Consider the following 13,071-nt stretch of genomic DNA (forward strand, 5'->3'; position numbering starts at 1 on the left):
CCACCGGCCGTGCTCGCGCGGTGCGCCGAGCCCGGTCACCTCCGCTTCCGGCGACGCCTGCCGGCCCGGTGCCCGACCGGTTCGCCGGGTGCGACGTCCAGGTCCCAGTCCTTGCTGAGGCCCGGCGCGATGGAAACCGATGCGGTGTGCTGCGGTTCGGTGCGGACCTCGGCCTTCACCCCTTCGCCCTCGGCTTTGAGCTCACCCAGCCACGCGCTGATCGGATTGGTCGGACCGAGCGCGCGGTTCAGAAGTTTGCGGAGCCAGGTGACCACGAAGAACACCAAGCCCAGCCACAGCGGCCACACCGGGATGACGACCAGGACGCCGAACCAGCGCGCGCCCGTCCCGCCGGCCACGCCGTGGTACACCCAGAGCGGCACCCAGCACAGCAAGTAGAAGGCGGCGACCTTCAGCGGCTGGGCGAATCCGCCGATGGCCACCGCGATCGGGATGTTCACGAGCGAACGCAGCCAGTCGCCGCGCTGGGGCTGCTGAACCCCGGTGAGCAGGGACCCCAGCAGGAGCACCAGTCCGAGCAGCCCGCCCACCAGCACGAACGCGGCGATCTGCGGATCGAACGCCAGGTGCCGGGCGTGCCCGGCGACCAGGAGGGTGAGCGTGATCGCGGTGGCCATCCGCGCCAGCCAGGCCACCGCGATCAGCACGGCCCCGGTCGACGGCGCCCGGCCCGGCTCGCCGGTCCGGACCCGCATCGGCGGCCAGGACAGCAGGTACACCACGCCGATCAGCACGGCCAGCAGCACGACCTCGGCGTGCGTGGGACGACCCGAGACGAACTCGATGCACAACACCACGAGAAAGGTGACCACCACGGCCATCAGCAGCAGCGCTCGCAGCATCCGCATCGGCCCAGGGTAGTCGGGTAGGCACCCGTTGTCCGGACCTTTGCCGGATTGGCCGTGCGCAGCTACCGAGGCCCGGTCAGCCGGCGGTGACCAGTTCCGCCAAGGCTTCCCGCAGCTTTCCCTCGACGGGCACCGGCCGGCGTGCTTCCCGGTCCACGAACACGTGCACGAAGTGCCCCTCGGCGACCAGGGCGTCGGCGGCGCTGTACATCCCGATTTCGTAGCGCACGCTCGACTTCCCGAGGTGTGCCACCCGCAGCCCGATCCGCAGCGACCCCGGGAACGCCACCGAGGCGTGGTAGCGGCACTGCGACTCCACGCACAACCCGATCACGCCACCGGTCTCGATGTCCAACTCGCCCTCCTCGACCAGGAACGTGTTGATCACCGTGTCCATCAGCGAGTAGTGGACGACGTTGTTCACGTGCCCGTAGACGTCGTTGTCCTTCCACCGCAACGGAACCGTTTGCCAGTGCGGGTAACTCACCACAGCTCGACCGAGTCCGCCAGGATCCCCGACAGGTCCTCTTCGGACGCTTCTCGCGGCGCCGTCGCCAGGAGTCGTTGCTGCTTCAGCGTTCCCTGGACGAGGGAGTCCACATCGGACGCCGAGTACCCCACCGCGCCGATGCCCGACGGGATCCCGATCTCGCGCATCAGGTTCGTCAGCACCGCCGGCAGGTGGGCCTCGAAGTCGCCCGCCCACTCGAAGTCCGGCGCCAGCAGCCGGGCCACGCGCAGGTGCCGATCGGGCGCCGCGGAAAACGTGAAGCGGAACGCCGACGGCGCGGTCAGCGACACGGCCATCCCGTGCGGCACCATGGCTTCCTCACCGGGGTAGCCGTCGGGGTGGAAGTCCCGCACCTGGCCCGCGATCGGGTACGCGTTGGCGTGCGGGATGTGCACCCCCGCGTTGCCGAAGCCCAGCCCGGCGAAGGTCGCCGCGAGCGCCATCGCCTCGCGCGCCTCCAGGTCGTCGCCGTTGCTCACGGCGCGGGGCAGCGCCCACGACAGCAGCGACAGCGACTTCTCCGCGAACATGTCCGCCAGCGGGTTCGCCCCGCAGTACGGCACGCGCTGTTCCGGCTTCTTCCGGTCGAACGACGTGTACGGCTTCGCGGTGTAGCTCTCGGCCGCGTGGCACAGGATGTCCATGCCGCTCGCGGCCGTCACGCCGGCCGGCTGGGTGACCGTGAGGCGCGGGTCCACGACGGCCAGCGTCGGGCGCAGGCGCAGGTGGCTGATGCCGCTCTTCACGCGCAGCGACAGCACGTCGAGCACGCACACGGTGGTGCTCTCGGAACCGGTTCCGGTCGTCGTCGGCACGGCCACGAGCGGCTTCAGCGGGTTGGCGGGCGCGCGGCCGCCGCCGACGGGGGCGTTGACGTAGTCCATCAGCTCGCCCTCGTTGCTGGTCAGCAGGTTCGCGGCCTTCGCCGTGTCGATGCTGGACCCGCCGCCCACCGCGACGAAGCCGTCGTAGGGGCCCGAGCCGCGCGCGAAGTCGACGGCCTTCTGCAGGCTCACGTCGGTGGGCTCCACGTGGACGCCGTCGAAGATCTCCGCGGCGATGCCGTAGCCCCTGATCCCCTCGGCGATCCGCGCCGGCCACCCCGTCGCGGCGACGGTCGGATCGGTCACCACGAGCACCCGGCGCACGCCGTACTGCGTGAGGTCGTAGCCGATCTCGTCGCTCGCGCCGGTGCCGTACTTCAACGCGGGCGCGCCGTAGGTGAAAACGGTTTCATGTGCAGTGGACGTCAAGAGCGCTGTCCTCGCTTCCTGCTGTGGGCGGGCCGAACCGGACATTCGGCCCAACGGAGCCGTCAATGTTGCAAGATCACTTGACTACGGTGAACCGTGCCGCCCTAAGCTCTCCTCATTAGATACCAAGTAGAAGCGACCGTCGCCCAGACGGCCGTGCGCATCCTGACCGAGGCCCAGGTCCGCCGGGTGTACGCGGTCGTCGGTCAGGCGTTCCTGGAACTGCTCGATGCGCTGCAGCGCGAGCGCGAAGTCACCCTCATCTCGGCGCGTCACGACTCGGGCGCGGCGTTCATGGCCGAGGCCGAAGGCAAGCTCACCGAGCGCCCCGCCGTGCTCCTCGCGAGCCGCGGACCGAGCGCCGCGAGCCTCGCCATCGGCGTGCAGACGGCCTACCAGGACGAGACGCCGATGGTCGTCCTCCTCGAAACGCCGGCGCTCGACCGCACGCTCACCGGCGAGTTGCCGACGTCGGACCTCACGGCGATGTTCGAGTCGATCGCCAAGTGGTGCGTCCGCGCGAACGACCCCGACGACGTGCCCGGCCTGCTCGCCGAGGGCCTCACGCGCTGCCGCGAGGGCCGCCCGGGTCCCGTCGTGATCGGCGTGCCGAGCGACGCGTGGGGTGTCCCGTACGACTCGGCCAAACCGGTGGCCAAGGTGCGCCCGCCGATCACCGGGACGCTGGGCCGTTCGGCCGAAGCCGTCGCCGGGCTCGTCGACGAGGCCCGCTACCCGGTCGTCATCGTCGGCGGCCGCGCGCGCTCGGCCCGCGACGAGCTCATCGCCGTGGCCGACGAGCTGTCGCTGCCCGTCTACAACGCTTTCCGCCGGCAGGACGCGTTCCCCGAGACCCACGAGCGCTACGCCGGCCACCTCGGCCTCGGCATCCCGGCGCGCCAGCTCGACGCGCTCGAACGCGCCGACCTCGTGCTCGCGCTCGGCACGCAGCTCGACGAGGTGACCACCCAGGGCTACCGCTACCCGACGGCGCAGCAGACGCTCGTGCTCGTCGGCACCGGGATCGACGAGCCGCGCCGCCGGGGGCTGACCTTCCGCGTCGACTCGGAGGTGGAGCCGTTCCTGCGTGAGCTGAGGGCGGTCGCGACGCCGCGGACGCGCCGGGCTTCGGCCGCCAACGCCGCCGTGCACACCTTCATGACCCCGCCCGACACGAGCGGCAACACGCGCGTGCACCCCGTCGACGTGATCCGCGCCCTGCGCAAGCTCGCGCCCGAGGACACGATCGTGACGAGCGACGCGGGCAACTTCGCGCAGTTCATGCACCGCTACTGGTGCTTCACGGCGCCGCGCAGCCAGCTCGGCCCGAGCAACGCGGCCACGGGGTACGCCGTGCCCGCGGCCGTCGCCGCGAAGCTCGCCGAGCCGCGGCGCGCCGTCGTCGCGATGGTCGGCGACGCCGGCACGCTCATGACGGGCCAGGAGATCGAGACGGCGGTGCGCTACCGGGCGCCGGTGATGGTCGTCGTGTTCCAGAACGGGGTCCACGGGGCACTCGCGATGCACCAAGCGCGCGTCCACGGGCGGCTTTCGGGCGTGACGATCCCGTTGACCGACTTCGCCTCCTGGGCTCGCGGGCTCGGCGCCGCCGGGTACACGGTGGACGATCGGGAAGAACTCGAGGCGATCATCGCGAGTGCGCTGGTGCGCCAGCGTCCGTGTGTGATCGATGTGAGGACGGACCCCGATGTGGTCACCCCGGACGTCCGGTTGAGCGCGCTGCTCAGCGCTGTTCGCCCAGGTGTGCCGGGTCAGTGACTTTTTCCGGCGGACAACGAGAAACGCCGGAGGAGTTCAGTGGCCGCACGGGGGTGGCTCCGGTAGCCTGGCGGTGTTCCCGGGGGTTCGCGGGAGAGCCCGGGCCCGTCCAGTTGGGGTCGTTGAATTCGTGGTCTGGTCCGGTCGGGAACGGCCGTTTTCTGTCGGTGCCGGATGCCATCATCGCGGCACCGCCCGCTTCGGGGCGGGTGGGAACGAGGGGAGTTTCACCACTATGGCCGATTCGGTTTCACGCACTTCTCGCACGGCGGCGGCGCGTGCCGCCGGCGCGCGCACGGCGACGGAGCAGGTCCGCGAGACCTCCGGCGTCGTCCCAGTGCTGTTCAGCGCCAGCGCCGAAGCCCACGACGACGCCGTCGTCGCGTCCGACCAGGGCGTCGCCTGGCGCTCGCCGTTCGGGGACCTCCGTCCCGCGAGTGGCGAATAACTCACCCCTGCGCGCCCGGGTGAGTCCGGGTTGTCCTGGTGGCGTGTGCTGTGCTTTACTTCCGGCGGTCTCGATTTTTGTGAGTCACGCTCGCAGATTTCAGCGGGCGCAGTGTCTCCTCACCGAGGAAGCAAACCGTCCGGGTTCGACCCGGGATGCTGATGTGGCTTCCTGTTTTGGTTGTATTTATGGAGATTTTGATGACTCAGGGCACCGTGAAGTGGTTCAACTCCGAGAAGGGGTTCGGCTTCATCACCCCCGACAACGGCGGCGGCGACGTCTTCGTTCACTACAGCGAGATCAAGGGCAACGGCTTCCGCACCCTCGAGGAGAACGCTCGCGTGGAGTTCGAGATCGGCCAGGGCCAGAAGGGTCCGCAGGCCACCTCGGTCACCGTGATCTGACCCCCTAGGACTTTCGAAGAAGGGCCGCCACCCCCGCTACGGGTGGCGGCCCTTTTCGCTGTCGTTGTTGTTGCGCGGCCGAGGGTGTGCCGGTGTGTAGCCCGCTTCGACGACTTCCAGCCGCCCGGGCCGCCCTTCGCCCGCGGCCGGCCCGCACCGAGGACCTTGCCGCCGCTTCTTCTGCTACGTGGCCGATTCGATTGCTGATCAGCGGTGCCCGATGCAGTCCTCTACCGTGCTGTCGCCTCCGTCGGCCACCGTCGCTCACGCTGCCTGCCCTGATCGGCGCGATCCGGCGCTGGCTCTTGCCTTCGCTGCGACGCAACCCCCGCTCTTGCGCTCACCAACTCCCCGCCACAGCAGGTGTGCAGCCCCCACCGGCCGGGAGAAAAGTCCCCCGCCCTCCCAGGGGGCGTCCCCACGTCCATTCTATCGGCCACCCCCGACAAAACCTGGCCACGAGCCGATGTGGACCCGAGTTGTCCACAACTCGCTCCCCCTGTGGACAACGCGCCGCGGCTCCCGGTCCCACCATTCGGTTCCCGTTGCGCGGCAACGACTTCCGTGCGTGGGAGCGATCCAGATATCACCCGATCGTGTCAACTGGGAACCCCTTAGGCTCCCCGCCATGATCGAGAACGGGTACACCGTCTCCGGAATGTCCTGTGGCCACTGTGCACAGTCGGTCACCGAGGAACTGGCCGAGTTGCCTGGCGTCGAGGAGGTCGATGTCGACGTCGAGACCGGGCACGTCAAGGTTCGCAGCACCGAACCCCTGACCGAGGAAGCCGTCAAACTCGCTGTCGAGGAAGCCGGGTACACCTTCGAAGGCACCACCGCCGAAGCCGCCTGAGCGGAGCCGCGGCCCGGCAGTGGTGCAACCGCAGCCGGCAGCCGCGGCCAGAAGTTGGCAAGAGCAGCCGCTACCGGCAGTCATCCAACCGCGGCCGCACAGAAGCGGCCGCTCAGCCATGCGACGGCAGCCTGCAGCCGCACAACGGCAACCGCGCTCGAGAAACCGCGACCGGCAGCTGGCAACCGCAGCTGCGGCGGCCGATCGTCCAGCCGCGGCCGTGTGGCCTCGCAATGGGTAGCCAGCAACCGCAGTAACCCAACAGCCGCGGCTGCCACTGGCAACGGTGGCTGCACGGCAGTGGCCGCGCAGCCAGGCAACGGGCGCCGGCACTGCAGCTGTGACTGGCGGTCGTCCAGCCGCGGCCGTGTGGCCACGCAACGGGTCGCCAGCGACCGCAGCAGCCCGACAGCCGCGGCTGCGACTGGCAACCGCGGCTGCACAGCCGTGGCCGGGCAGCCAGGCAACGGGCGCCGGCACTGCAGCTGTGACTGGCGGTCGTCCAGCCGCGGCCGTGCAGCCACGCAACGGGTCGCCAGCGACCGCAGCAGCCCAACAGCCGCAGCTGCGACCGGCAACCAGGGCTGCACTGCAGCGGCCGCGCAGCCCAGGCAACGAGCAGCCAGCAAACGTGGCCGCCTGCCGGCCACCGCAGGCACGACCGGCAATCACGCGACCGCAACCGCACCCAGTCGCAGCCGTGCAGCCACAACCGGCCGCAGCCACAACCACGACCGGCAGCGCACGACCGCAACCCCGGCAGCCAAAACCAGCCGCAACCAACCGCAGCTGGACAGCCACAACCACGCGGCCCGCAACCCGGCAGCCAAAGCCGGCCGCGGCCAGCCGCAGCCGGGCAGCCACAACCACGACCGCCACCACGCGGCCCGCAACCCAACAGCCGCAATAACGACCGCCACTACGCGGCCCGTAACCCGGCAGCCAAAGTCGGCTGCGCCAACCGCAGCCACAACCACGCGGCCCGCAACCCCGGCAGCCAAAGTCAGCCGCAACCAACCGCAGCCGCAACCAACCGCAGCCGCAACCAACCGCAGCCGCAACCAACCGCAGCCGCAACCAACCGCAGCCGCAACCAACCGCAGCCGCGGCCAACCCGCAGCCCCAACCAACCGCAGCCACAACCACGACCGCAACCACGCGGCCCAACCCAGCAGCCCCAGCCAACCGCAGCCACAACCACGACCGCCACCACGCGGCCCAACCCCGCAGCCGCAACCAACCGCAGCCCCAACCAACCGCAGCCCCAACCCCCAACCACCCAAACCCCACCCAACCCAACAACCCCAGCACCAACCCATTGCGCCGTCCGGGTGAGCCACAAATCTGCAACCCTCCGCAACCCTTCCCGAACTCGGCGCGACGCGGTCTCCTGAAACCGCACAAACCGGGGCAAGGAGAAGTGCCGTGGGCGCAGGCGTGGCGGGCATCGTGGCGAACCCGGCGTCGGGGAGGGACATCCGGCGGCTGGTCGCGCAGGCGTCGGTGTTCCCGACCGCCGAGAAGGCCAACATGGTCCAGCGCCTGCTGGCCGCGTTCGCCGTGGCCGGCGTCGAGAGGACGCTGGTCTCCACCGACCTCGGCGGCATCTCCGCGGCCGTCCACCGTCACCTGCAACGGGAGCCGCAACCGGGCGTCGAGTTCTGCGACAAGGATCCCATCACCGGCACCGCGCAGGACACCGTCACCGCTGTCCAGCGGATGGTCGACGCGGGCGCCGGGGTCATCGTCTGCCTCGGCGGCGACGGCACCGCCCGCGTAGCCGCGAAGGCCGCCCAAGAGGTCCCCCTCCTCGCGCTCTCCACCGGCACCAACAACGCCTTCCCCCAGATGCGCGAAGCCACCGTCGCGGGGCTCGCCGCCGGCCTGATCGCCACGAACCAAGTGGACGCCGACCTGGTCACCCACCGCGTCAGCAAGCTCGAAGTCGTCACGAAGAACCGCCGCGAGATCGCGCTCGTGGACGTCGCCGTCACGCTCAGCAAGCACGTCGGCGCCAGAGCGCTCTGGGACCCGACCGCGCTGACCGAGCTGTACTGCACCTTCGCCGAGCCCGACGGCATCGGCCTGTCCAGCATCGCGGGCCAGCTCTGCCCGAGCCCGCGCTCCAGCGCCGACGGCGTCGCCCTCAAGCTCGGGCCCGTCGGGGTGACCCAGCACGTGGTCCACGCCCCGATCGCCCCCGGCCTGGTCAAAGCCGTCGGCGTGCGCGGCTGGGGCGTGCTCAAGCAGGGCATGCGCGTCGACCTGGCCGCGGGTGGCGGTGTGATCGCGGTCGACGGCGAACGGGAACTCGAGCTCAAACAGGGCGAGGGCGCCTACGTCGAACTCCGGTCCGACGGGCCGTGGTGCGTCGACGTCCGCGCCGCCATGGCCGAAGCGTCCCGACAGGGGTTGTTGCGCACGAAAACCGAGTGAAGGGAGCGTCGACGATGACGGAAACCTTGCTGGAGGCGTATCGCACCATGCGCACCATTCGCGCGTTCGAAGAACGCGTGCACGAAGAGTTCGCCACCGGGGACATCCCCGGCTTCGTCCACCTCTACGCCGGCGAGGAGGCCTCCGCCGCGGGCGTCTGCCGCCACCTCGACCGCCGTGACACCATCGCCAGCACCCACCGCGGCCACGGCCACTGCATCGCCAAGGGGGTCGACGTCAAGGCCATGATGGCCGAGATCTACGGCCGCACCACCGGCTCCTGCCACGGCAAGGGCGGCTCGATGCACATCGCCGACCTGTCGAAGGGCATGCTCGGCGCCAACGGCATCGTCGGCGGCGGCCCACCGCTCATCTGCGGCACCGCCCTCGCCGCCAAACAACAAGGCACGGGCGGCGTCGGCGTCGCCTTCTTCGGCGACGGCGCCAGCAACCAGGGCACCACGCTCGAAGCCCTCAACCTCGCCTCCGTCTGGAACCTGCCCGCGCTGTTCGTCGCCGAGAACAACGGGTACGCCGAAGCCACGTCCAGCACCTGGTCCGTGGCCTCGGACAACATCGCCGACCGCGCCGCAGGCTTCGGCATGCCCGGCGTGATCGTCGACGGCTACGACTTCTTCGCCGTCACCGAAGCCGCCGGCGAAGCCATCGAACGGGCGCGCGGCGGTGGCGGCCCGACCCTCCTGGAAGTCAAGTTCACGCGCTACTTCGGCCACTTCGAAGGCGACCAGCAGAGCTACCGCGCCGACGAAGTCGCCCACGCCCGCGAGAACCTCGACTGCCTCAAGCGCTTCCGCACCCGCGTCGTCGAAAGCGGCGAGCTCGACGAGATCACCCTCGACCGGGTCGACGCCGAGGTCGCCAAGCTCATCGACGAAGCCGTCGCGGAAGCCAAAACCGCACCGAAACCCACCCGGACCGACCTGGAGACCGACGTCTACGTCTCGTACTGAAAGGAGCGCGAGTCATGGCACGCACGATCAGCTACCGCGAAGCGGTCAACGAGGCCCTCGCGCAGGAGATGCAGCGAGACGAGTCCGTGATCGTCATGGGTGAGGACAACGCCGGCGGCGCCGGCAGCCCCGGTGAGGACGACGCGTGGGGCGGCGTTCTCGGTGTCACCAAAGGCCTTTACCACCGGTTCCCGGGCCGCGTGCTCGACACGCCGATCTCCGAATCGGCGTTCATCGGCGCGGCCATCGGCGCCGCGACGGCCGGCCAGCGGCCCGTGGCCGAGCTGATGTTCATCGATTTCATGGGCGTCTGCTTCGACCAGATCTTCAACCAGGCAGCCAAGTTCCGCTACATGTTCGGCGGCAACGCCCGCACGCCGGTGGTGATCCGCACGATGTACGGCGCGGGCCTGCGCGCCGCGGCCCAGCACTCCCAGTGCCTGTACCCGATCTTCACGCACATCCCGGGCCTCAAGGTCGTCGTGCCGTCCAGCCCGTACGAGGCGAAGGGCCTGCTCATCCAGTCCATTCGCGACGACGACCCGGTCATCTTCTGCGAGCACAAGGCGCTCTACGACACCTCCGGCGAAGTCCCCGAAGACAGCTACACGATCCCCTTCGGTGAAGCCAACGTCGTCCGCGACGGCGACGACGTCACCATCGTCGCGATCGGCCGCATGGTCGGCGTCGCCGAGGAAGCCGCCCGCGAGCTGGCGGCCGGAGGGGTCGAAGCCGAGGTCATCGACCCGCGCACCACCAGCCCGCTCGACACCGAAACGATCCTCGAAAGCGTCGAGAACACCGGCCGGCTCGTGATCGTCGACGAAGCTTCACCTCGCTGCAACCTGGCCACTGACATCTCCGCGCTGGTCGCCAAGGAGGCCTTCGGTTCGCTGCGCGCGCCGATCGAGATGGTCACCCCGCCGCACACCCCGGTGCCCTTCTCCGACGCGCTCGAAGACCTCTACATCCCGGACGCGCAGAAGGTGGTCAACGCGGCCAAGTCCGTGGTCGAGTGGAAGCGCTGATGACGGGCATCGAACGCGTGACCATGCCCAAGTGGGGCCTGTCGATGAAAACCGGCCGGATCACCGACTGGATCGCGGCCGAAGGCGACGACGTCACCGAAGGCGACGACCTCGTCGACATCGACACCGACAAGATCACCGGCACCCTGGAGTCCCCGGGCTCCGGCGTGCTGCGCCGGGTGATCGCGGCGGCGGGGGAGGACGTGCCCGTCGGCGGCACGATCGCCCTGCTCGCGCCCGCCGAAGTGGGTGACGCCGAGGTCGACGCCGCCGCCGAGGAAGCCCGCCGCGAGCTGGCGGAGGGCCTGGTCGAGGACGTCGGGGGACCGGTCGCGGGCACCGTCGAAGTCGACGGCCGGAGTCTCAGCTACGCCACCCTCGGCGACACCGGCGAGGTGGTCGTGCTGGTTCACGGCTACGGCGGCGACAAGAACTCCTGGCTCTTCGTCCAGGAGCCGCTCTCGGACGGCCGCACCGTCCACGCCCTCGACCTCCCCGGTCACGGTGAGTCGACGAAGGACGTCGGCGACGGGTCGCTGACCACCCTCGCCAACGCCGTCCTCGGTTTCCTCGAAACACTCAACGTGACCAAAGCCCACCTCGTCGGCCACTCGCTCGGCGGCGCGGTGGTCGCTGCCGCGGCCGCGATGCAACCGGGCAAGGTCGCCTCGCTCACGCTGGTCGCGCCGGCGGGCGTCGGCAGCCGGATCAACGCCGATTACCTGCGCGGCTTCGCGAGCGCGAGTTCGCGGCGAGAGCTGAAACCGCACCTCACGGCGCTGTTCGCCGACCCGGACCAGGTCACCCGCCGCCTCGCCGACGACCTGCTCAAGTACAAACGCCTCGACGGCGTCGACAAAGTGCTCTCGAAGCTCCTCGGCACCCTGCTGACCGAAGACGACGCCCCGGCCCTCGACATCGGCCCGCTCCTCGCGCAGTACCCCGGCCCCGTATCGGTGGTCTGGGGTCGCGAAGACGCCGTGCTGCCGGCCGAAAACGCTGCTCAGCTGGACGAGGTGCACTACGTCGAGGGTGCCGGCCACATGGTGCACCTGGAGAAACCCGCGGCCGTCGTCGAGGTCGCGACGGTGCTCGTCGAGTCTGTCGGCGAAGTCACCGAGGCTTCCGATCACGGCCCGTCGGCGGGCACACTGACCGAGGGAGGCCGGGTGGACTAGGAGCGGTGGTTGGGCGAGCAGCACCTCGAGGCAGCGTTGCCGGTCGGGGTTGATCCTCGACAGCACGCGCGCGCCCTCGCCCGCGTCCACGAAGCCGCCGTCGCGGGCGAAGCGCTGCCCAGCGCACCCCGGACGGTCATCGGCGAATCCTGGTCACGCGTCCAACGGCTCGGCATCGACCCCGACCGCGGGCCCGCCGTCCCGATCCTCGGCGCCGCCGAGCTCGAAGAACGTCGCCGCGCCAGCGGTCTGACGCCGTTGCTGCCCCTGTTGCGCGGCGGCCTGCTCAGCCTGGCCGAGCAGGCCGCGCACATCATGGTGATCGTCGACGCCGCCGGCCACGTCCTCTGGCGCGACGGCTCCAACCCCGTCCGCCACCGCGCCGACCGGCTCGGGTTCGTCGAAGGCGTCGACTGGCAGGAGGAATCCGTCGGCACCAACGCCATCGGCACCGCGCTCGTCGCGCGACGGCCGGTGCAGGTCTACTCCGCCGAACACTACGTGCGCGCCCAGCACGACTGGACCTGTGCCGCCGCGCCGCTGCACGACCCCCGCGACGGCCGGTTGCTCGGTGTCGTCGACCTCTCCGGTCCCGCCTCGACGGTCCACGCCACCACCCTCGCCCTCGTCGCCGCCGTCGGCCGGCTCGCCGAATCGCAGCTGCGCACCAGCCACCTGACGGACCTGGAGCACCTGCGCGGGGTGGCGGTCCCCTTGCTGGCCAAGGTTTCCGGCCGCGCGCTGGTGACCGATCGGCACGGCTGGATCGCTGCCGCCACCGGCTTCGCGCCCAGCGGACGCCTGCCGCTGCCGGGTTCCGTCGAACCCGGACCGCTCTGGCTGCCCGCCTACGGCCAGTGCTTCGTCGAGCCGTTGCCCGGCGGCTGGCTCGTCCGGCTGGTCGCGGGGGAGCCCGCGGGGAACGCTGCGCTGCCAACCCGGGTTGCGCTCGATCTGCGCAGTCCCGGCGAGCCCCTGCTGACCGTCTACGGCGCCGCGGGCGAATGGACCCACCGCGTCTCCCCGCGTCACGCGCAGTTGCTGACCGCGCTCGCCGCGCACCGAAGCGGTTGCAGCGCTTCACAATTGGCCGCGGTGCTCTTCGGGGACGCGACGCGCACGGTCACCGTCCGCGCCGAAGTTTCCCGGCTGCGCCGGATCGTGGGCGGGATCGTGGTCGGGCGGCCGTACCGGTTCGCCGACAACCTCGACGTCGTCGTGCACGGATCCGCTGTGGCCGGGTAGTTTCGGCGCTGCGCACGCGGGTTGTGCGCGTTGCCCCGCGTACGCGCAACCACCATTGGTGTGAGTGATCTTCCTTGCCCGCGTGGCAAGCGGCGA

General features: G+C 70.4%; 12 protein-coding genes. 9 read left to right on the forward strand and 3 right to left on the reverse strand.

What is annotated here, in order from left to right; all coding sequences use genetic code 11:
• Nucleotides 1–35: 35 nt before the first annotated feature.
• From ACIA77_RS00645 to ACIA77_RS00655, 3 genes are all read right to left on the reverse strand, one after another.
• Entirely contained in the window at nucleotides 36–869 is an 834-nt protein-coding gene (locus ACIA77_RS00645; RefSeq protein WP_395883646.1) for a hypothetical protein, read from the reverse strand.
• Nucleotides 870–945: 76 nt separating this feature from the next.
• Entirely contained in the window at nucleotides 946–1,359 is a 414-nt protein-coding gene (locus ACIA77_RS00650) for an acyl-CoA thioesterase (protein ID WP_395883647.1), read from the reverse strand.
• Complete coding sequence (locus ACIA77_RS00655; RefSeq protein ID WP_395883648.1) at nucleotides 1,353–2,633, reverse strand: hydroxyacid-oxoacid transhydrogenase; 1,281 nt, start codon at nucleotides 2,631–2,633, stop codon at nucleotides 1,353–1,355. Before ACIA77_RS00655 ends, ACIA77_RS00650 begins: the two co-directional genes overlap by 7 nt.
• A 117-nt stretch (nucleotides 2,634–2,750) precedes the next feature.
• Between ACIA77_RS00655 and ACIA77_RS00660 the strand changes: the two genes are divergently transcribed.
• From ACIA77_RS00660 to ACIA77_RS00700, 9 genes are all read left to right on the forward strand, one after another.
• Nucleotides 2,751–4,412: a thiamine pyrophosphate-binding protein gene (locus ACIA77_RS00660; protein ID WP_395884301.1), complete on the forward strand. Its 1,662-nt coding sequence runs from the start codon at nucleotides 2,751–2,753 to the stop codon at nucleotides 4,410–4,412.
• 235 nt (nucleotides 4,413–4,647) lie between these two features.
• Nucleotides 4,648–4,860 (forward strand): hypothetical protein, encoded by a 213-nt coding sequence (locus tag ACIA77_RS00665; RefSeq protein WP_395883649.1) that lies wholly within the window; start codon nucleotides 4,648–4,650, stop codon nucleotides 4,858–4,860.
• Nucleotides 4,861–5,060: 200 nt separating this feature from the next.
• A complete protein-coding gene (locus ACIA77_RS00670) occupies nucleotides 5,061–5,264 on the forward strand; it encodes a cold-shock protein (protein ID WP_204091936.1) in 204 nt (67 codons plus the stop codon).
• A 628-nt stretch (nucleotides 5,265–5,892) separates the two neighbouring features.
• The gene (locus ACIA77_RS00675) at nucleotides 5,893–6,117 is read left to right on the forward strand and encodes a heavy-metal-associated domain-containing protein (protein ID WP_395883650.1); all 225 of its coding nucleotides are present in this window, start codon (nucleotides 5,893–5,895) and stop codon (nucleotides 6,115–6,117) included.
• A gap of 1,425 nt (nucleotides 6,118–7,542) precedes the next feature.
• Nucleotides 7,543–8,553, forward strand: coding sequence for an ATP-NAD kinase family protein (locus ACIA77_RS00680; protein ID WP_395883651.1), 1,011 nt, complete (start codon nucleotides 7,543–7,545; stop codon nucleotides 8,551–8,553).
• 14 nt (nucleotides 8,554–8,567) lie between these two features.
• Nucleotides 8,568–9,524, forward strand: coding sequence for a thiamine pyrophosphate-dependent dehydrogenase E1 component subunit alpha (locus ACIA77_RS00685; protein WP_395883652.1), 957 nt, complete (start codon nucleotides 8,568–8,570; stop codon nucleotides 9,522–9,524).
• A 14-nt stretch (nucleotides 9,525–9,538) separates the two neighbouring features.
• A complete protein-coding gene (locus tag ACIA77_RS00690; RefSeq protein WP_395883653.1) occupies nucleotides 9,539–10,552 on the forward strand; it encodes an alpha-ketoacid dehydrogenase subunit beta in 1,014 nt (337 codons plus the stop codon).
• Nucleotides 10,552–11,730, forward strand: coding sequence for an acetoin dehydrogenase dihydrolipoyllysine-residue acetyltransferase subunit (locus ACIA77_RS00695; protein WP_395883654.1), 1,179 nt, complete (start codon nucleotides 10,552–10,554; stop codon nucleotides 11,728–11,730). The genes ACIA77_RS00690 and ACIA77_RS00695 overlap by 1 nt, the downstream gene beginning before the upstream one ends.
• A 9-nt stretch (nucleotides 11,731–11,739) precedes the next feature.
• The gene (locus ACIA77_RS00700) at nucleotides 11,740–12,975 is read left to right on the forward strand and encodes a GAF domain-containing protein (RefSeq protein WP_395883655.1); all 1,236 of its coding nucleotides are present in this window, start codon (nucleotides 11,740–11,742) and stop codon (nucleotides 12,973–12,975) included.
• The last annotated feature ends 96 nt before the right edge of the window (nucleotides 12,976–13,071 follow it).

The sequence above is a fragment of the Amycolatopsis sp. NPDC051903 genome (assembly GCF_044452505.1).
Lineage (GTDB): Bacteria > Actinomycetota > Actinomycetes > Mycobacteriales > Pseudonocardiaceae > Amycolatopsis.

Coding starts and splice junctions, on each gene's coding strand:
- ACIA77_RS00695 (WP_395883654.1), top strand. CDS start 10,552: ATGACGGGCATCGAACGCGTGACCATGCCCAAGTGGGGCCTGTCGATG.
- ACIA77_RS00685 (WP_395883652.1), top strand. CDS start 8,568: ATGACGGAAACCTTGCTGGAGGCGTATCGCACCATGCGCACCATTCGC.
- ACIA77_RS00675 (WP_395883650.1), top strand. CDS start 5,893: ATGATCGAGAACGGGTACACCGTCTCCGGAATGTCCTGTGGCCACTGT.
- ACIA77_RS00645 (WP_395883646.1), bottom strand. CDS start 869: ATGCGGATGCTGCGAGCGCTGCTGCTGATGGCCGTGGTGGTCACCTTT.
- ACIA77_RS00670 (WP_204091936.1), top strand. CDS start 5,061: ATGACTCAGGGCACCGTGAAGTGGTTCAACTCCGAGAAGGGGTTCGGC.
- ACIA77_RS00690 (WP_395883653.1), top strand. CDS start 9,539: ATGGCACGCACGATCAGCTACCGCGAAGCGGTCAACGAGGCCCTCGCG.
- ACIA77_RS00665 (WP_395883649.1), top strand. CDS start 4,648: ATGGCCGATTCGGTTTCACGCACTTCTCGCACGGCGGCGGCGCGTGCC.